Origin of the sequence: Clostridium thermobutyricum DSM 4928 (genome assembly GCF_002050515.1) — a bacterium.
Lineage (GTDB): Bacteria > Bacillota > Clostridia > Clostridiales > Clostridiaceae > Clostridium > Clostridium thermobutyricum.
Genome location: NZ_LTAY01000048.1, coordinates 120,547 through 140,002, shown reverse-complemented (window position 1 = coordinate 140,002; position 19,456 = coordinate 120,547). Strand labels below are relative to the sequence as shown.

At 27.3% G+C, this 19,456-nt stretch carries 18 protein-coding genes and 1 riboswitch; of the genes, 4 read left to right on the top strand and 14 right to left on the bottom strand.

Going from position 1 to position 19,456, the window contains the following annotated elements; genetic code table 11:
• Window positions 1–89: 89 nt before the first annotated feature.
• Window positions 90–1,385 carry a M18 family aminopeptidase gene (locus CLTHE_RS09805; protein WP_080023171.1) on the bottom strand — a complete coding sequence of 432 codons (1,296 nt, stop codon included), beginning with the start codon at window positions 1,383–1,385 and terminating at the stop codon, window positions 90–92.
• Between the two features lie 128 nt (window positions 1,386–1,513).
• Here CLTHE_RS09805 and CLTHE_RS09800 point away from each other — a divergent pair, with 128 nt between their 5' ends.
• The gene (locus tag CLTHE_RS09800) at window positions 1,514–2,692 is read left to right on the top strand and encodes a cation diffusion facilitator family transporter (RefSeq protein WP_080023170.1); all 1,179 of its coding nucleotides are present in this window, start codon (window positions 1,514–1,516) and stop codon (window positions 2,690–2,692) included.
• 175 nt (window positions 2,693–2,867) lie between these two features.
• Here CLTHE_RS09800 and CLTHE_RS09795 read toward each other — a convergent pair whose 3' ends face one another.
• From CLTHE_RS09795 to CLTHE_RS09775, 5 genes are all read right to left on the bottom strand, one after another.
• On the bottom strand, window positions 2,868–3,635 hold the full coding sequence (locus CLTHE_RS09795; protein WP_158082708.1) for a hypothetical protein: 768 nt from the start codon (window positions 3,633–3,635) through the stop codon (window positions 2,868–2,870).
• Window positions 3,616–4,152 carry an RNA polymerase sigma factor gene (locus CLTHE_RS09790; protein WP_080023168.1) on the bottom strand — a complete coding sequence of 179 codons (537 nt, stop codon included), beginning with the start codon at window positions 4,150–4,152 and terminating at the stop codon, window positions 3,616–3,618. The genes CLTHE_RS09795 and CLTHE_RS09790 overlap by 20 nt, the downstream gene beginning before the upstream one ends.
• A gap of 270 nt (window positions 4,153–4,422) precedes the next feature.
• Window positions 4,423–5,145: an amino acid ABC transporter ATP-binding protein gene (locus CLTHE_RS09785; RefSeq protein WP_080023167.1), complete on the bottom strand. Its 723-nt coding sequence runs from the start codon at window positions 5,143–5,145 to the stop codon at window positions 4,423–4,425.
• The gene (locus CLTHE_RS09780) at window positions 5,132–5,818 is read right to left on the bottom strand and encodes an amino acid ABC transporter permease (protein WP_080023166.1); all 687 of its coding nucleotides are present in this window, start codon (window positions 5,816–5,818) and stop codon (window positions 5,132–5,134) included. Before CLTHE_RS09780 ends, CLTHE_RS09785 begins: the two co-directional genes overlap by 14 nt.
• Window positions 5,819–5,901: 83 nt before the next feature.
• The gene (locus tag CLTHE_RS09775; RefSeq protein WP_080023165.1) at window positions 5,902–6,744 is read right to left on the bottom strand and encodes a transporter substrate-binding domain-containing protein; all 843 of its coding nucleotides are present in this window, start codon (window positions 6,742–6,744) and stop codon (window positions 5,902–5,904) included.
• 424 nt (window positions 6,745–7,168) lie between these two features.
• On the opposite strand from CLTHE_RS09775, the gene CLTHE_RS09770 reads away from it, so the two are divergent.
• Window positions 7,169–8,254 (top strand): hypothetical protein, encoded by a 1,086-nt coding sequence (locus tag CLTHE_RS09770; protein WP_080023164.1) that lies wholly within the window; start codon window positions 7,169–7,171, stop codon window positions 8,252–8,254.
• Window positions 8,255–8,349: 95 nt separating this feature from the next.
• Here CLTHE_RS09770 and CLTHE_RS09765 read toward each other — a convergent pair whose 3' ends face one another.
• The 7 genes from CLTHE_RS09765 to CLTHE_RS09735 form a co-directional block, all read right to left on the bottom strand.
• Complete coding sequence (locus tag CLTHE_RS09765) at window positions 8,350–10,446, bottom strand: HelD family protein (RefSeq protein ID WP_080023163.1); 2,097 nt, start codon at window positions 10,444–10,446, stop codon at window positions 8,350–8,352.
• 34 nt (window positions 10,447–10,480) lie between these two features.
• Entirely contained in the window at window positions 10,481–12,694 is a 2,214-nt protein-coding gene (gene ftsH / locus CLTHE_RS09760) for an ATP-dependent zinc metalloprotease FtsH (RefSeq protein WP_143324061.1), read from the bottom strand.
• 19 nt (window positions 12,695–12,713) lie between these two features.
• Window positions 12,714–13,316: a signal peptidase I gene (gene lepB, locus CLTHE_RS09755; RefSeq protein ID WP_080023162.1), complete on the bottom strand. Its 603-nt coding sequence runs from the start codon at window positions 13,314–13,316 to the stop codon at window positions 12,714–12,716.
• Window positions 13,313–13,519: a DUF3006 domain-containing protein gene (locus tag CLTHE_RS09750; RefSeq protein ID WP_158082707.1), complete on the bottom strand. Its 207-nt coding sequence runs from the start codon at window positions 13,517–13,519 to the stop codon at window positions 13,313–13,315. Before CLTHE_RS09750 ends, lepB (CLTHE_RS09755) begins: the two co-directional genes overlap by 4 nt.
• A gap of 335 nt (window positions 13,520–13,854) precedes the next feature.
• Window positions 13,855–14,361: a signal peptidase I gene (lepB, locus tag CLTHE_RS09745; RefSeq protein ID WP_080023160.1), complete on the bottom strand. Its 507-nt coding sequence runs from the start codon at window positions 14,359–14,361 to the stop codon at window positions 13,855–13,857.
• A gap of 90 nt (window positions 14,362–14,451) precedes the next feature.
• Window positions 14,452–15,747: a diaminopimelate decarboxylase gene (gene lysA / locus CLTHE_RS09740; protein WP_080023159.1), complete on the bottom strand. Its 1,296-nt coding sequence runs from the start codon at window positions 15,745–15,747 to the stop codon at window positions 14,452–14,454.
• Between the two features lie 127 nt (window positions 15,748–15,874).
• Window positions 15,875–16,038: riboswitch (Lysine riboswitch) on the bottom strand.
• Between the two features lie 271 nt (window positions 16,039–16,309).
• On the bottom strand, window positions 16,310–16,993 hold the full coding sequence (locus tag CLTHE_RS09735) for a beta/alpha barrel domain-containing protein (protein WP_080023158.1): 684 nt from the start codon (window positions 16,991–16,993) through the stop codon (window positions 16,310–16,312).
• 180 nt (window positions 16,994–17,173) lie between these two features.
• On the opposite strand from CLTHE_RS09735, the gene CLTHE_RS09730 reads away from it, so the two are divergent.
• On the top strand, window positions 17,174–18,436 hold the full coding sequence (locus CLTHE_RS09730) for a DUF1576 domain-containing protein (protein ID WP_242945634.1): 1,263 nt from the start codon (window positions 17,174–17,176) through the stop codon (window positions 18,434–18,436).
• Entirely contained in the window at window positions 18,426–18,773 is a 348-nt protein-coding gene (locus tag CLTHE_RS09725) for a hypothetical protein (protein WP_080023156.1), read from the top strand. Before CLTHE_RS09730 ends, CLTHE_RS09725 begins: the two co-directional genes overlap by 11 nt.
• Before the next feature lie 162 nt (window positions 18,774–18,935).
• Here the strand turns inward: CLTHE_RS09725 and CLTHE_RS09720 are convergent, their stop codons facing one another.
• Window positions 18,936–19,439: an NAD(+) diphosphatase gene (locus CLTHE_RS09720; protein ID WP_080023155.1), complete on the bottom strand. Its 504-nt coding sequence runs from the start codon at window positions 19,437–19,439 to the stop codon at window positions 18,936–18,938.
• Between the last annotated feature and the right edge of the window lie 17 nt (window positions 19,440–19,456).

The window sequence follows — 19,456 nt, the reverse complement described above, 5'->3', positions numbered from 1 at the left end:
TTTATGGAATCTCTCCTTTAGAAATATTTTAACAAAAGAAACCACTCGCTATTAACTCTATAGCGAGTGGTTTCTTTTATTTCAATATTTTATAAATTATAGAATTCTGTAAATGCTTTTACTGTATAATAATTATCTTTAACTGATGCAAGTTCTCTTACTGAGTGCATTCCTATAAGTGGTGCTCCCATATCTACTACTGGAATACAAAGGTCAGCAGCTGACATAGGTCCTATAGTTGTTCCACCTCTTACATCTGATCTGTTAACAAATTTTTGCATTGGAACTCCAGCTTTTTCACATACTGATTTAAAAATTGCTCCTGAATATGAATCAGTTGAATAACTTCCTGAAGCAGCAATTTTTAATACTGGTCCCATTCCTAATACTGGTCTATTTGTTGGATCATGTTTTTCTCCTAAATTAGGGTGAACTGCATGTGCAAGATCAGCAGAAATCATTACTGAATTAGCTAATGCTCTAAAGAACTCTTCTGTTCCTTTTCCTTGAGATATTACTATTCTTTCTAATAATCTTCTGATTAAACTTGAATTAGCTCCTTGAGAAGTTAAGCTTCCTATTTCTTCATTATCAACACAAATCATAACTTTTGTACTATCAATTTCTTTACTATCTAATAAAGCTCTAACTCCTGCAAATACCATCCATTGATCATCAAGTCTTCCTATAGATATTAGTTCTTCATCAATTCCCATTAAACATCCTTTTGTATATTCATATAAGAAAAGATCAAAGTCTAAGATTTCTTCTTTTTTAACTCCTAAACTTTCACAAAGTAAACTAATTAAATATCCGTCTTTTTCAAATTTTTCATTTATAAATCCTAAAAGAGGTAAAGTATCTTTTTGCTTATTAATAGCATATCCTTCATTAATACTTCTGTTCATGTGTATAGCTAAATTAGGAATTATAAGAACTGGTTTATTTACATCAACTAATCTTACAACTGGTTTTAAAGGATTTTCTCCTTTTAAAGTAACTCTTCCGGCAATGCTAAGAGGTCTATCAAACCAAGTACTTAATATAGCTCCACCATATCCTTCTGTATTTAACTTAACATATCTATTTTCACTTTTCATATCTGCATTAGGTTTTATTTTAAATCCTGGTGCATCAGTATGTGCTCCTATAAGTCTAAATCCATCTTTTTCAATCTCTCCATTACCTATAACAAAAGCTATAACAGCTGAATCATTTTTCTTAACAAAATATTTTCCGCCTTTTTCAAGATTCCAGCTATCTCTTTCTGAAAGTTCTTTAAACCCGTCTTTTACTAACATATTTTGAACTTCATTTGCAGCATGGAAAGCTGTTTTACTATTATCTATAAAATTTATTAACTCTTGAGCTAATTTTTTTTCCATTGTGAATCACTCCTAATTTCTAAGTCTAGTTAAACTTATTCTACCACATTTCTAATTCTTTTTTAAATTGATTATTATATTCTTATACGTTAGAATAATATTAATATATTAATATAGGAGAGTAATTTATGTTATCAAAATTTTTAGTTAACACTTTTATTAAAGATAATACTAACACCAAAGAAAAAAAAGTTAGAAATAAATTTGGTGTTCTTGGTGGTGCTGTTGGTATAGTTGTTAACTTAATTCTTGTAGTAATAAAAGTTTCTGTTGGTTTAATTACAGGAAGTATTGCCATAACTGCAGATGGTTTTAATAACCTTTCTGACGCTGCATCATCTATAATAACAATTGCAGGATTTAAACTATCTAATATGCCTGCTGATAAAGAGCATCCTTTTGGTCATGGAAGAATTGAATATATATCTTCATTAATAGTTTCTTTCTTAGTAATCCTTGTAGGACTTGAATTTGTAAAATCCTCAGCAATAAGGATTTTTAATCCTAGTAAGGTTGACTTTGAAATAATACCTTTCATTCTATTAATAGTTTCTGTTCTTCTTAAACTATGGCTTGCTGGATTTAATAGATACATAGGAAATAAAATAGATTCTAAAGCATTAAAAGCTGCAGCTGTTGATTCACTTGGAGATGTTTTTGCTTCTACTTGTGTATCTATATCATTTTTAGCTTCAAAATTTACTAATTTTCCTATTGATGGTTATGTTGGAGTAGTAGTTGCATTAATAATTGTGTATTCAGGGGTGTCATTAGTTAAAGAAACTCTAAATCCACTACTTGGAGAAGCTCCAGATCCCGAATTAGTTAAAGAATTAGAAAGTTTAATACTTTCATATCCACATATTAGTGGAATACATGATCTTATAATTCATAACTATGGACCTGGTAGATGTATGGCCTCAGTTCATGCTGAAATTCCAAGTGATATGGATATAATGGAAATTCATAATATAATAGATAAAGCTGAAAGAGAAATTTCACAAAAGCTTGAACTATATCTTGTAATCCATATGGATCCAATTTGTCTTTCTGATGATGAAATAAAAGTTGCTTATACAGAAGTATCAAAAATTATAAAATATAATCCTCTAATAAAATCAATGCATGATTTTAGAATAGTTGGAGAGGGCAATGAAAAAAATCTTATATTTGATGTTGTGGTTGATTCAGAAAATCTAAAAAAAATAATGGATGAACAAGCCTTAAAAAATGACATAATAGAGGCAATAAAAGAACTTCACCCAGAATATAATTGTATAATTACAATAGACCATGATTATACTTAAAATATAAAAAGAAGTTTCTACTAATAATTTACCTATTAGTAGAAACTCCTTTTTTTATTTTCATTAAACTTATTAATTATTTTTATACCTATTAATTTAATACTTATCTATAAAATTTATAAAAATAAGTTATTAAATAATTTTTTGAATGTAATTATTCCATAGAGTGTTTTTTCTATTTTAATTTTCCTACAAACATTCCTTTATCATTTAAAGTCAAAATTATTGTTTCATTTGCTGTTTTACCATCTTTATATTCAGCAGTTATATTTATTTCTACTTCTCCAAATTGGTTTTTATCCATTTTTTCCATTTCAGGACTTAAAGCCCAAGCAATTCCTAATACTTTGTTGTTTACATTATTTACTTCAATACTTTTTCCATCTTTTGAAACATTATAATCATATATTTTTTCTTTTTTATCGCTGTCTACATATTTTTCACTAATCGATTTTTCATTAAAATTATTTATATTAGTTTCATTAAATTGGAATTCATTCATGAACTCCCCTTTATTTGTACTTAATTTTAAGCTTTTTATATCATCAGATAAAATACTTAATTGCGCACCTTTTTTAACACTAAATATCTTTCCTGTTTTATCATCAGTAACAACTGAAACTGAATTAATTGCTATTTCTTTTCCTTTTTCAAATAATTGTTTATTAGCTCCATTGTTTTCTGAAGCATAAACAATTAAGCTACCTCCATTATTTTCTATTCCTTTAAAATTAGTTCCTATATTTGTTAAAAATATTGCCCCACAAATAGTTGCTGCTAATATTCCACTTGCTATAGCTTTTTTATTCATTTTTTCCTTTCTCCTAACCTCAAAATTTTTCTCTTTCCTTTTTAATTCTGGTAATCTTACAGAATTACTTATTCTTTTATACTCATTAATTCTTTTTCTATTTTTAAACATACTAAATCCTATCCTTTTCATTTAATCTAAGCTTTTTTATTCCTCTAGAATATTTTGCTCTAGCATTTACAATTGAAATATCTAAAATTTTTGCTATCTGTATATATGAAAAACCTACATTTAATCTAAGTATTATTATTTGTTTTTCTATTTCACTTAAAGGTTCTATCATTCTTAAAAATTCAATTTCACTTTCAATTTCTTGTAATTCATTATTAGCTACTACTTCAATATTCTCTTTAAAATTTATATGTTTATTTTTATTTAAATAATTTAAAGATAGGTTTCTAGCTATTGTCATAATCCATGCCTTTGCATTTGTATTTCTTTTATATTTTTCACTATTTATAATTATCTTTATAAAAACATCATGTAAAATATCTTCTGCCACTCCATAATCTTTTACTATAGATAAAATAAATAAGAAAATTCCTCTTCTTTCTTCTATATATAACCTTTTTAATTCAGATAAATCACCTTTCTTTACACTGCTTATAGAATTCTCAAACAATTTAATGCTTTCTATTTTGGTACCCATTATAATCTCCCATTCTGTAATTTGATGTACATCTACTCATATAACAAATCTACTTTTTATTTCGTGACAAAATAAAATATATTTAATTTAAAATTTTAAAATAAAAATTAAACTATTAGTTTTTAAATAAATTGATTTAATTTAAAGCAATTTATAAATTCAACTTTATCTTTAATATGTTTTTTATAATAAATTTTATAAATAAATAAGCACTAACAAAAATTAATTTGTTAGTGCTTTTAATCATTTTATTTTAAAACTAAAAAATTATCATAAAACTTTTGATAAAAATGCTTTCATTCTTTCATTTTTAGGATTTTCAAAAATTTCTTCTGGTGTTCCCTCTTCCATTATTACTCCATCATCTATAAATAAGATTCTATCTCCAACTTCTTTTGCAAATCCCATTTCATGAGTTACTATAACCATTGTCATTCCTTCATTTGCAAGAGATTTCATTACAGATAAAACTTCTCCTACCATTTCTGGGTCTAAAGCTGATGTAGGCTCATCAAATAACATAACATCTGGTTCCATAGCTAAAGCTCTAGCTATTGCTATCCTTTGTTTTTGCCCTCCTGATAAAGAATTAGGATAAGCATCCGCTTTATCCACTAATCCTACTTTCTCTAATAACTCTAAAGCTTTTTTCTTACTATCTTCTACACTTTTTTTCTTTACATTAATTTGAGCAATAGTTAAATTATCTAACACAGTTTTATGTGGAAAAAGATTAAATTGTTGAAATACCATTCCCATTTTTTCTCTTATTTTATTTATATCAGTTTTTTTATCTGTTATATTATTTCCTTCAAATATTATTTCTCCACTTGTAGGCACTTCTAAAAGATTTAGACAACGTAAAAAAGTGCTTTTTCCTGAACCTGATGGTCCTATTACAACTACAACTTCACCTTTTTTTATATTCGCTGATATTCCTTTTAAAACTTCATGATTTCCAAATGATTTTTTTAATTCTTTAACGCATATCACTTGCTTTCATCCTCCTTTCAATGTACTTCATTAATCTTCCTAAACTAAATGTCATAATAAAATAAAATGCTGCTACAACCATTAAAGGTTCAAATGGCTTAAATGTAGCACCTTTTACTATAGTTGCACTAAACATTAATTCATTTACACCAATAACTGAAGCCATTGAAGATTCTTTTATTACAACTACAAATTCATTTCCTATAGCAGGTAATATATTTTTCACTGCTTGAGGCACTATTATCATTCTCATAGCTTGTCCTCTTGTCATTCCTAAGCTTCTAGCAGCTTCCATTTGTCCTTTATCCACTGCCTCTATTCCAGCTCTTATTATTTCAGCTACATATGCAGCAGAATTTAAAGAAACTGCTATTATAGCAGCTGTTAAAGCTTTCATATCTATTCCTAAAAATAAGGCTGACCCTGTATAAACCATCATTATTTGTAATATCATTGGAGTTCCACGTACAACTTCTATATATGTTGATGCTATTATATTTAAAGGTTTTATTCCCCAAATTTTTATGTTCACTGACTTTAAAAAATATAATACTGAACCAGCTACAGCTCCAAATAAAACTGAAATTGCTGATATTATTAATGTTAATTTAGCCCCTTCTAAAAATACAGGAAAGTATTCTTGCAAAAAGCTAAAATCAAAACTATATCCCATTAGTCTCACACCCTTTTAAAATTAATTAATATAGGATGCACTTAAAGTGCATCCATCATATCATTTTTACTTTCTTTATATAACTAATTTTTATTATTCTCTGCAGCAAGTTCATTTGCCTCTATAATATATTTTTCTAATTCTCCACTATCAACTAGTCTTTTTATAGTTTTATTAACTTGTTCTATTAATTCAGTTTCACCTTTTTTAACTGCAACTGCGTTTCCACCTCCATCTGCTTCAAACTTAATTGCAGCTAATGCCATCTCTGGATTTTTCTTTATTGCCATTTTAGCTACTGGTTCTTCAGTAATTAGTGCATCCATTTTTCCTGTTTTAAGTTCTAAAATTAAGTTATTTACATCTGCCATAAGAGTTGGATCCTTTGCTTTAATAACTTCCTTAGTTATCTTTTCTTGAGTAGAACCAATTTGAGCTCCCACTTTTACGTTTTCTAAATCTTCTATTGTTTCATATTTAGCTAAATCTTTTTTATTTACTAAAACTCCATGTTGAGCTTCATAATAAATATCTGAGAATGTTACAACTTTTTCTCTCTCAGCATCTGGATTCATTCCTGAAATTATCATATCAATTTGATTTGATTGAATTGCTGCTAATAAAGCTTCAAAATTCATCTCTTTTATTTCTAATTCTACTCCTAAATCTTTAGCCACTTCTTTAGCAAACTCTACATCAAATCCTACTACAGTATCTTTTCCATCAATCATTGCATGAAATTCATATGGAGCATAATCAGCACTCATTCCAACAACTAATTTCTTATTATTTTTAACTTCTTCTAATTTAGTTTTTGCCCCTTCTTTAGCTCCATCATCATTTTTTGCACCACATCCTGCAAAGCTAAACATCATTATTCCTGTGATACCTAATAGCATCATCTTTTTTAAAAACCCTTTTTTCATAATTTATTCCCCCTAAATTCTCTATTGCTATATTTAAATTTCCTTTTTTTACCTTGGTATAATTATACACTTAGTTTTAATTTTTATGCAATATTTTTTTAAAAATTTTTTCTATTTTTTATTTTTGTTCTCCCTAGCAAAACACCACTTCTATTCTGTACGTATATTATATAATTAATTACTCACTTCAATATACTTAAATAAAAATATGCATATATAGTAATTTTTTATGCATATTTATGAATTTTATATTTAAACTTCATTTTATACTTTATAAAAATCATTTTATTTAATACTTTTTAAATTTCTAATATATTTATTATAAAGTTTGATAATTTTTCATTTAAGTTTTATACAATATCACATTTCATCTTTTTGTAGTATATACTGTATTGTTGCTAAATAAGTAAAGGAGCTGATTGTTATGGAAAAAAATACTGATCGTCATATGTTTTTAGGCGGAAATACCTCCGAAGGATTTCATTCTTTTTTTGATTATATAATTTCTCAAAATGATGCTACTAAAATTTATTGCTTAAAAGGTGGTCCTGGTACTGGTAAGTCTTCTCTAATGAAGAAAGTTGCTTTCTATTTTGGTTCTAAGGGATTTAATATAGAACAATTCCATTGCTCATCAGATGACCAATCTTTAGATGGAATATTAATTAAAGAACTAAAAGTTGCACTTCTAGATGGAACTTCACCACACAGCATAGATCCTAAAACTCCTGGCGCTGTAGATAAAATAATTGATTTAGCAGTTGCATTAAATGAAAAAGAAATTTCTCAATATAAAGATGAAATAATTTCTGTAAACAATGTTGTTTCTAATCTTTTTAAAAGAGCTTATAAATATTTTAAAGCTGCTAGTATAATTTATGAAGATTGGGCATCTCTTAATAAAATAGCTCTTGATAAAAATCTTTTATTTAAGTTTAAAGTATCTTTAAAAGATATGATATTCCCTGATTGCAGAATTGCACCTTTAGGAAAAGAAAGACATCTCTTCTCAACTGCTTTTAGTCCTAATGGAGTTGTTTCATTCACAGAAACTTTAACTAAGAATCTTGATTCTATATATATTCTCAAAGGAGAAACTGGTTTATGTAAGAGTGAAATACTTGAAGATTTAGCTAATACAGCAATTGGTTATGGTTATAATGTAGAATATTATCATAATCCTATATTACCTAAAAAAATATCTCATATTATAATTCCAGACCTTAATATTGGGGTATTTTCTGAAAATGAAATATATAAATTAAATTTAACTGGTACTGCATTTAATTTAAATAATATGTGTGATACTAATAAACTTTCTATTCTAAAAGACGAAATTGATTTTAATAAATATGAATTTGACACACTTTTAAATAAGGGATTGTCTCTTATAGCGGAAGCAAAATTAACTCATGATACTTTAGAAAAATATTATGTTAAAAATATGAATTTTGATATAGTAAATTCTATATATGATGATTTAATTAAAGAAATAGAATCTTTAGGTTAAAATTTAAAACCTTAGTAAAATTATAATTAGAGAAATAAAAAATATAATCAAAAAAATAAAAGCTTTCCTTTATTTTGGAAAGCTTTTATTTTTATTTATTTTTTCTTTATCACAGAAAGTCTATGCAATGCTCTAGTACACATAATATACTTAACTAAGTCTGGAGAAGGTTTCTCTTCCTCTAGAATTATAACACCATCAAACTCTAATCCTTTTGCATAGTAAGCTGGCATTATAACCTTTCCACCAGTATAGATTATATCACTTCTATCAAAAGTAAGAATTTTAGTTTTTTCTTTTAATTTATGTGATATTTCTTTTAGTGTCTCTTTATTTTTAGTTATTACTGCAATACTTTCAAGTCCTTCTTCTTCATAATCTTCCATTATTGAAAGTATAGTTTCCACTTGGTCTTCTATAGTTGTTACTTCTTCTTCAAGTACTTTTTCTCCATTTCTTACTAATGGTACTATTCTTTCTTCATGTAAAAATTTACTTGCATATTCCATTATCTCTTGAGTTGAACGATAACTTTTATTTAAAGAATAATTTATAACCTTATCTCCAAATATACTTTGAAGATTTACCATAGCAACTTCTTCATCTGTTTCTATAAGTCTTTGATTGCTATCACCAACTATAGTCATGCTTGAGCAACCTGTCATTTCTTTTATTATTCTATATTGCATAAAGCTATAGTCTTGAGCTTCATCTATTACAACATGCTTATATTCTTTAGATGATTTTTTACCTTCTAGCTTTATCATAAGATAAAGAATTCCTGCAAGATCCATATAAGTTAAGTTATTTGTATTAACCGCTCTCTTATAAATATCTATTGTATCTTCTCTAGTTATCCAACTATTTAGAGCAGTTCTAGCATTTATTACTTCTCTTATGATTTCTCTTATTCTTAATCTTCTTTGGAAATCAATATTATTCTTTTCAAATATTAAATCTTCTTCTTTAACTTCTTTAAGTTTTTCTTCCATTTCTTTATTTAAAAGATAAACTTTTTCATCTCTCTTATCTTTTATTTTAGAAATTATTATTCTTTTTATCTTTTCACTTCTTCTAAATAAAGGCATATTAGAATAATAATTTTGGAATAAATCTTTTATTTCTTCCTTAGTCATTATAGTTTCATTAAAGAATACTATATCTTCTATATTGAAATAATTTGCATTCATTTCCTTTACAACTTCATCAAGTTTATTTACAAACTCCTCTGAACTTTTTTCTTTATAATCTCTTAAGTTCATTTCATTTCCGCTCATAGCTTCTTCCATATAATATGAAAAGCCTTGAACTTCTTCTGTAAGTCCTATTTCATTTATTGCAAATACTTCAAAAGTCATATTATCAATTCCATCTTCACCTAGTGAAGGAAGAACTCCACTTATATAGTCCATAAAAATATCATTTGGACCTAAAATTAAAACTTTATCTCCAAACTGCTTTCTATAATTATATAAAAGATATGAAACTCTATGAAGTGCTATTGTAGTCTTCCCTGAACCTGCAACACCATTTACAACTACTACTTTATCTTTTGGTGCTCTAATTATTTCATCTTGCTCTTCTTGGATAGTCATAACAATATCTTTAAGTTTATCACTAGAGTTATTAGTTAATACCATTTGAAGTATTTCATCCTTAACATCTAATGCTGAATCAAAAACACCTTTTAATTCACCTTTTTTTATTATTATTTGTCTTCTTCCAACTATATTTGTTTCTACCTCTCCCCCTGGAGATTGATAGCTTGCAGAACCTAATGTACCTTTGTAGAAAAGGGAAGCTACAGGAGCTCTCCAGTCAACTATTACAGGTTCATAAGTTTCTTCAGGTGTTAATCCAAATCTTCCTATATACATTTCTTCTGGAACACTACCATCTTCGATAAAGCTTATCTTTCCAAAATAAGGACTTTCTTTAAGCTTTGTAAATTCTTTTAGTTTTCTATCAATAGTTCTAAAAGCTTCTTCTTTTACATAGGCTTCGTGGTCAAAATATTCTTGTACTTTATCTTCATCATCTCTATATTCTTCAATTACTTTTTTTCTGTAATCTATAATATAATCTGTTATATATTTTCTTTTATCAATATAATTTATTATCTCACGATTAAGAACATTTAGGGTTTCCCCTAAATGTTCTCTCTCAAATAAGAAATCTATGTTTTGTTCCACCTAGATTATCTCCTTATTATTTTATTTTTTCCTCTTAATTTTGAGGATCATCATTTACATCATCTTTTTTAACTTCAACTTCATTTCCTTCTGAAGTTTGTTCTTTTTCCATGTTTAATGATGGTTTTATTTCTGATTCATTTTTTTCTGAATCTTCTCCTTTTAGCTCTTTTTCCATTTTCATTTTTTCTAAAGCTTCATCTAAAGGAGCAAATTTTGCTTTTCTAGCTTCTTCTTCTGCCTTAGCAGCAGCTAAAGCTTTCTCTTCATTTCTTCTCGCTATTTCTTCAAGTTTAGCTTTTCTTAACTCTTCAGCTTTTTTCTTAGCTTCTTCAACTTGTCTCTTAGCTTCTTCTCTTCTCTTATCTCTTTCTTGTTTTTTGATCTTCATTTCTGGATATTTTTCATAAACTATTTCCATGAATTCATCTCCAAAAATAGTTTCTTTTTCAAGAAGAACACCTGTTATCTTATCAAGTAAATCTCTATTTTCTCTTAAGATATCTCTTGCTTTTTGGTGACATTGCTTAACTATTGCTAATACTTCTTCATCTATAATAGTTGAAGTTTGTTCACTACAGTTTCTAACTGCTCTACCATCTAGATATCTATTTTGAACTGACTCTAAAGCCATCATATCAAATCTTTCTGACATACCATAAACAGTTACCATACTTCTAGCTGTTTGCGTAGCTCTTTCAATATCATTTGAAGCTCCTGTTGATACAAGATTAAATACTTCTTCTTCAGCAGCTCTACCACCAAACATAACTGTTATTTGATTTAATAAATCTTCTTTTGATACAAGATATTTTTCATCTTCTGGAAGCTGCATAGTATATCCTAATGCTCCCATAGTTCTTGGAACTATTGTTATTTTGTGTACTGGATCTGAATCCTCTAATAAACCTGCAACTAAAGCATGACCAACCTCATGGAATGCAACAGCATCTCTTTCCTTTTTAGAAAGAATTCTATCTTTCTTTTCTTTACCTGCAATTATATCTTCAACTGCTTCTCTTAAGTCATCTTGGCTTACAAGTTTTCTTCCTTCTCTAACTGCTCTTAAAGCACCTTCATTCATTATATTTGCAAGGTCTGCCCCAACAGCACCTGGAGTACTCTTTGCTATATCTTTTAAATCTACATCTGGTGCTAATTTAACATCTTTAGCATGAACTTTAAGTATAGCTTCTCTTCCTGGAAGATCTGGTCTATCAACTATAATTCTTCTATCAAATCTACCTGGTCTTAATAAAGCTTTATCAAGAATTTCAGGTCTATTTGTAGCAGCAAGAATTACTATTGCTTTACTTGAATCAAATCCATCCATTTCAGCTAGTAATTGGTTAAGAGTTTGTTCTCTTTCATCATTACTTTGTAATTGACTATCTCTGCTTTTACCAACAGCATCAATTTCATCTATAAATATTATACATGGTGCTTTTTCAGCAGCATCTTTAAATAATTCTCTAACTCTCTTAGCTCCAGCCCCAACAAACATTTCAACGAAGCTTGAACCTGATATTGAGAAAAATGGAACTTTTGCTTCTCCTGCAACTGCTTTTGCAAGAAGAGTTTTACCTGTACCTGGAGGTCCTACTAAAAGAGCTCCTTTAGGTAACTTAGCTCCTATTTCAGTATATTTTTTAGGGTCATTTAAGTAATCTATAACCTCTACTAGAGATTCTTTAGCTTCCTCTTGACCAGCAACATCATTAAAAGTTACTCCAATTTCATCTTCCATATAGACTTTAGCATTGTTCTTACCAAATGGCATCATACCTCCGCCCATTTTTCCAGACATTTTTGAGAATACGAATTTCCACATAAATATTAAGAATAGGAACATTAATCCATACATTACAATTGTATTAATGAATGGTGAATATGTTGGGTTTTTACCAACAAAAGTTACACCTGCATCTTTTAATTCTTGTATTAATTGTGGATTATTGATATTCGGTGTATAAAGTGATTTACCTTTGTACTCACTAGTATCTTTTGGAGTAATTACTAAGTCATCTTGTGTTATTGTAACTTCAGAAATTTGCTTCTGATTAAGTAATTGTTGGAACTTTGTATATGTTATTTCTTCATTTAATGAAGTATTTCTAATATATCCTGCTGATAAAACAAGCGCTAAAGCAATTACTATATATATAATTATGGTCTTTCCTGGCCCTTTCATCATATTATTAGGATTAGAATTTTTATTCCCCTTATTTGGATTGTTTTTTTGGTCCATCTTTCCACCTCACCTTTCTCTATCTTTTCAGAAACTCAATATCATCAAAAGGGTAAATTTTCAGCACTGCTTTCCCCATTATATCCTTTGCTGGAATATAAGGATTTTTCCAAAATCTCGAGTCATAAGAATTAGCTCTATTATCTCCTAAGAAGAAATATTCTCCTTGTGGAACTTTAAATTCCTGATACGTTGACATTGGATATTTGACATAGCTTTGATCTATCTCCTTACCATTGACAAATACGTTTCCTCCTACTATCTTTACTGTGTCCCCTGGCAGTCCTATTAACCTTTTAATTAAAACTTTACCAAGTTCTTGAGAATAGAATACCACAATATCGCCCTCTTTTAAATTCTGAGGTTCATAAACTCTTGTTACAAATAATCTATCTCCTACATTTAAAGTAGGTTCCATAGATCCACTTGGAATTTTAACCTTAAATATAAGAAATTTATTAATTAAAAATGCAATAGCAACAGCTATTAATATTGGTAGTATCCAATCAAAAAATATATTATTTTTTTTTAAATTTTTATCATTTTTATTTCTAATACTTCTTTTAATATGTGTATTAGAAGTTTCTATCTCTTGTCTATTTGTTAAATTCTCTTCACTCATTCGTCCACCCACATTCCTTCCACGGAGTTTTCTATAATTTTTCTCCTATTTTCAGTTTCAGCTTTATCTAAATAATATCTACCATTTATCTTAGCTAAAACATCCCCTTCTTTTATGTTATCAAAAACGAATTTGCTATTAACTTCTATAAATTTACCATATTTATTCTCTAAAATAAAAGTATCTTTTTCTTTTCTATCCATTATATATAACTCTCTGTTCTTCTCTATCATCATCACCTAACTTTTCTTGAACATATATTCTTTATTAGTATATCATAAAAATCATATAAAATTCTTGCAAAGTTATGTAAATTAATTATATCTTAATAGAAAAATCAATCTATATTACTATGTAATATTATTATTTATGACTTTTAATTAATTTTATATAAAATTTTCTATATTTTTTTATTGAATATATTTTTCATTGTCCATATTAATTATAATACCCATATTTTTATTTATAAAAACATATAATTTAAATCAATATAAAAAAATAGCATTTAGATCATTCTAAATGCTCATAATATTATATATTAATTTACTTTTCCAAAAGAATCAAATGGATAAAATCTAAAAATAGCCTTTCCTTTTATTTCTTCTTCTTCTATATATGGATTATTCCAATATCTGCTATCTTTTGAATCATTTCTATTGTCTCCTAAAAAGAAATAATTATTTTCTGGGACAATATATTCTGCATAAGTATCTTCTGGATATTTAACATATTCCTCTTCTAATTTTTCTCCATTTACATATACAGCTTGTCCATCTATTTTTATTTTATCTCCTGGAAGCCCTATAACTCTTTTTATGTAAAGAGAATCTTCTTCTCTAAAATTAAAAACTAATATATCTCCATGCTTTATATTATCATAATTATGAATTCTAGTTGCCACTAATCTATCGCCAATATTTATAGTAGGCATCATTGATCCACTCGGTATAAAAACTGTAAAAATTAAAAATTTATTTATTAATAGTGAAATTACATAAGCTATAGCAATTAAAAATACCCATTCTCTCAAAACCTTTTTCCACATAAAAAATCACCTAATCCTTTCTACAATTATTTTACCAATTTTATCCATTTTTGTCTACAAAAGGATTAGGTTTAATATTATTTTTAATATCTACAATATTTCATTTCTTAATATATCAGCATATGTCTCTCTTTTACAAATAACTCTTTCTTGACCATCTTTAACCATAACAACAGCTGGTTTTGGTATTTTATTATAATTATTAGACATTGAATATCCATATGCTCCTGTTGACATTATTGCTAATAAATCTCCACTTAAAACTGATGGTATTTTTATTCCTTGAAGAAGTATATCTCCTGATTCACAACATTTTCCTGATATTGTTACTGTTTCTCTTGAATCATGAATAACTCTATTTACAACTACACATTCATAATTTGCATGATATAGTGCAGGTCTTATATTATCTGTCATCCCACCATCTACTGAAACATATTTTCTTATATCAGGAATATCTTTTATTGATCCAACTGTATATAAAGTTATTCCTGCATTACCAACAATTGATCTACCAGGTTCTATTACTAATTTAGGCATTTCTAATTCTATTTCTTTACATACATTATCAGCTTTATTTAATATAGCTTGACAATATTCTTTTGTTTCTCTAGGACTATCACCTTTGCTATAATATATTCCAAAACCTCCACCTAAATCTAATTCTTTTATTAAATATCCAGTTTCATCTTTAACTCTTTTTATTAGTTTTAGCATTATTTCTGTTGCATCTTCATATGGCTCAATTTCAAAAATCTGAGAACCTATATGACAATGAAGTCCTAAAAGATTTACATTTTCTAAATTTATAGCTTTCTTTATTGCATTTATTATATTGTCCCCTATAGGTGCAAAACCAAATTTAGAATCTATTTGTCCTGTTTTTATATATTCATGAGTATGAGCTTCTATTCCTGGTGTAATTCTTAAATAAATATTTTGTATTTTTCCTTTTTGTTTTGCTATATGATTTAAATGTTCAATTTCAAAAAAGTTATCTACTACAAAAGTTCCAACTCCTAATTCAACTCCAAGTTCAATTTCATCTAAAGTTTTATTATTTCCATGAAATAATACTCTTTCTAATGGAAAATTTGCTTTATAAGCTGTATATAATTCTCCTCCTGAAACTACATCAAGATATAAACCTTCTTTTTCTACTATTTTACACATAGCTAAAGTTAAAAATGCTTTTCCAGCATAAGCAACTTTATTACCTTTATCTTCACATTTAAAATTTCTATAATATTCCCTACAATTTTCTTCTAATAATTGCTCATCCATTACATATAAAGGTGTTCCATATTTATCTGCTAGTTTACTTAATTTTATTCCCCCAACACTTAATACATTTTCTTCTACAATCATGCTGCCAAATAATTTCATCTTTCTATTCCTCCACTATTTTAAGTAAAACAAAACGCCACAGAATTTCTGTGACGGGTAATAGCGTGTAATTGATTTATATCTTCGTATAGCTTAAAAGGATAGACTTATCCCTAAAAAAACTAAACTCAGTTGTAGCACTCCACGTTATGTGACAGTTATATGCATATTATACATATACCCAGAAAGCCTTCTTGCGGTCAGCTAACTTCGGCCATTGCACCTTTCTTTATTAATCATAGCTTGCAGCTCCTAATAAATACTCTTTACACTGGCGCCTCTACCCTGTATTTTGTCTTTTTCCATTTTATTCTAACTTTTTTTATAAATATAATATCATATTTTAAAAAAAATACAATATTTTTTATTACTTTTTTCTGAAATAATTTTTTACAATTTATTACTTATATCAAATTCTTAACTATCTCACTTATTTTCTTATCCTTTTGATTATATTTATATAATAATCTCATCTATTTTATAATATTTCAACAGGAATTTTTTGTTACTAATTTGATAAAAAAAAATAAAACCTTTAAATAAAGGTTTTATTTTAACAGTTTTATTTTTGTCCTTTTCTTTCCCTATATATGTCCATTAATTCACTCATTCTATCTGCTCCTGATGGAGGTGTATATGTTATAGCATTCGCTCCTGCTTGTATTGTCTCTTTTATACTCTCTTCAGTAGGGCCTCCAGTTGCTATTATAGGAAATGTAGGATGTAATTCTCTTATTTTTTTTACAATTTTAATTGTATCTTTCCCCCCAGACACATTTAAAATTGTTGCACCACTTTCTATTCTTTCTTCTATATTTTCTTCTTCTGAACACACTGTTACTATTACTGGTATATCTATAGTTTCCTTTATACTTTTAACAATTTCATTAGATGTAGGTGCATTTACTACAACTCCTATAGCGCCTTTAAATTCAGCATCTAATGCAAGATTAATAACTCTTATCCCTTGAGTTATTCCTCCCCCAACTCCGCAAAAAACTGGAACATCAGCAGCAGTTACTATTGCTTCTGTTATTTTTGGCTGAGGAGTGAAAGGATATACTGCCATAATAGCATCCGCATTTGTATTTTTTATCATTGCAACATCTGTAGAAAATAGTATACTTTTTATCCTCTTTCCAAATATTCTTATCCCAGAACAATTTCTTATTACATCTGGAACCTTTACTATATGACTTCTTAATACTCCCATTACTTCTGGAACATATTTAACACCATTACTCATATTTAATCCTCCCCAAAAACTTCTTACTATTCTTAATTATATATTTTTTTAAAATTTTTGAAAATATTTTATAGCATTTTTTCTATTTTTTAGTAGAAAAATTTATATTCATTATAATATAATAAAAATGAGTTTTAAGTTTATTAATTTAGATATAAATTATAAATTTAATTTTGAGAGGTGAAAATTTTGCTAAAGAAAAAGAACTTTTTTAGACCTTATAAAATTCTTTTGGTTATGTATCTATTTTTTTTAATAGCTGCTTTATTAATTAGTTCTCCTTCTGAAATTTTAAATGGTTTAAAGAAAATTTTACTTACTCCTGATATTTTAATAACAGATTATATTGCTGTTGGTGGAATATCAAGTGCTCTTTTTAATGCGGGTATTACTAGTATAATAAGTATTTTAATGCTTATACGTTTAGAAATTAAACCAAATGGTTCAACTATAATGGCATTATTTTTAATGACCGGTTTTGCTTTTTTTGGGAAAAATCTTTTGAATATTTGGCCAATCATGTTTGGCGTTTATCTTTTTTCTAAATATCAAAAACAACCACTTCTAAACTATAGTCTTGTTATGTTGTTATCTACTGCTTTAGCACCTACTGTTAGTCAACTTAGTTTTACTTATGACAATATTCCAGTTGGAATGATTTTAGGTGCCATAATTGGTGTAATAACAGGTTTTATTTTAACTCCAATAGCTAGCCACTGTATTTTAGCTCATTCTGGATACAATCTATATAATATTGGTTTTGCAGGTGGATTAATTGCAACATTACTAATGTCTATCTTACGTTCTTTTGGAATTGACTTTGAATCTAGACTTCTTTGGCATACTGGAAGTAATAAATTCTTACTCTTTTTTATGATGTTTATTTCAATTTATTTAATAAGTGTTGGAATTTATTTTGGTAAAGATAATATAAAAAAACTTAATAATTTGTCCAAGCAGTCTGGTAAACTTGTTTCTGATTTTTATTTATTATATGGAGATACTATATATATAAATATGGGAATACTAGGTTTGTTCTCAACATTATTTTTATTACTTATAGGTGGAGATTTAAATGGACCAACTCTTGGAGGAATCTTTACTATTATTGGATTTGGATGTTTTGGTAAACATTTGAAAAATATAACTCCTATATTAATAGGAGCTACATTAGCAGCACTTATAAATATAAATCCTTTAACAAGTCCAAGTATCATCCTTGCTATTTTGTTTAGCACATGTTTAGCTCCTATAGCTGGTAAATTTGGATTTTTGATAGGAATACTTGCAGGATTCTTACATGTTTGTTTAGGAGTTAATGTTGGATATTTACATGGTGGACTAAACCTTTATAATAATGGTTTTGCAGGTGGACTCGTAGCAATGATATTAGTACCATTAATAACAACATTCAAAAGAGAGGTTAGACAAGATGAATTTTAAAACAGAAAAAAATCTAAAAATCGTAAATGAAATAATGGCATATTGCTATCATTTTAATACTAATAATATTAGTGTTAATATTAAAACTTTAGAAGATATATCCTATATAGAAATAAAAGCTATAATTGAAAATTTCCCCAAAGGAGCTTTTGAAAGTTTAAACAAAGCTTTAAATACTCCTAGACAAAGAGAAGTTGAACAATATTATTGGCAACTTGGTGGTGAATGCGAATTTGATAGCGAATTAACTCTTGTAGGAATGATGATAGATGAGGCATTTATTGATTACAATAATGACACTCTTTTTATAAAGCTACAACGTAAATCTATTGTTTAATATATTTAATCAGTATACATATCATTGTATTAATTGTAGTTATAAACATAATATTTTAGCCCTAAGAAAATTCTTAGGGCTATTATTTATAAAATTATATTATATTAAATCTATAATATATTTATTTTTAACTTGTATAATATTTATAAAATTATGATTCTATTAATTTATATCATTTTTTAAAATTTCTATTATCTTAGCTACTGCTTTTGTTCCTACTAAATCTTCTTTCATTTGAGATAATGCACAATCTATTTTGCACCACTCTACATGTTCAACTTCATCTGATTTAATAATTTCACCTTCTTTATAAATAGCAATAAAAGTTAACATTAATAAATCTTTATCTTTAACGTAATCAGAACCAATATACGATATATTTTTTACTTTTATCCCTGTTTCTTCCAGAACTTCTCTATATACAGTTTCTTCAGCACTTTCATTTTGTCCTACATAACCTGATATAAGTACTTTAGAATCCTTAAATATATAACTTTGTTTCAATAAAAGTATTTCATCATTTTTTATTACACCAACTACAATACAAGGTCTTGGAGTATCAAAAAACATTTTATCATCTTTTTTACAATAAGGAACTCCACCTTCATCATAACTATATTTTTGTTCCAATTCTTCTCCACATAATGGACAATATTTAAATTTCATTTATTAACATCACTCCT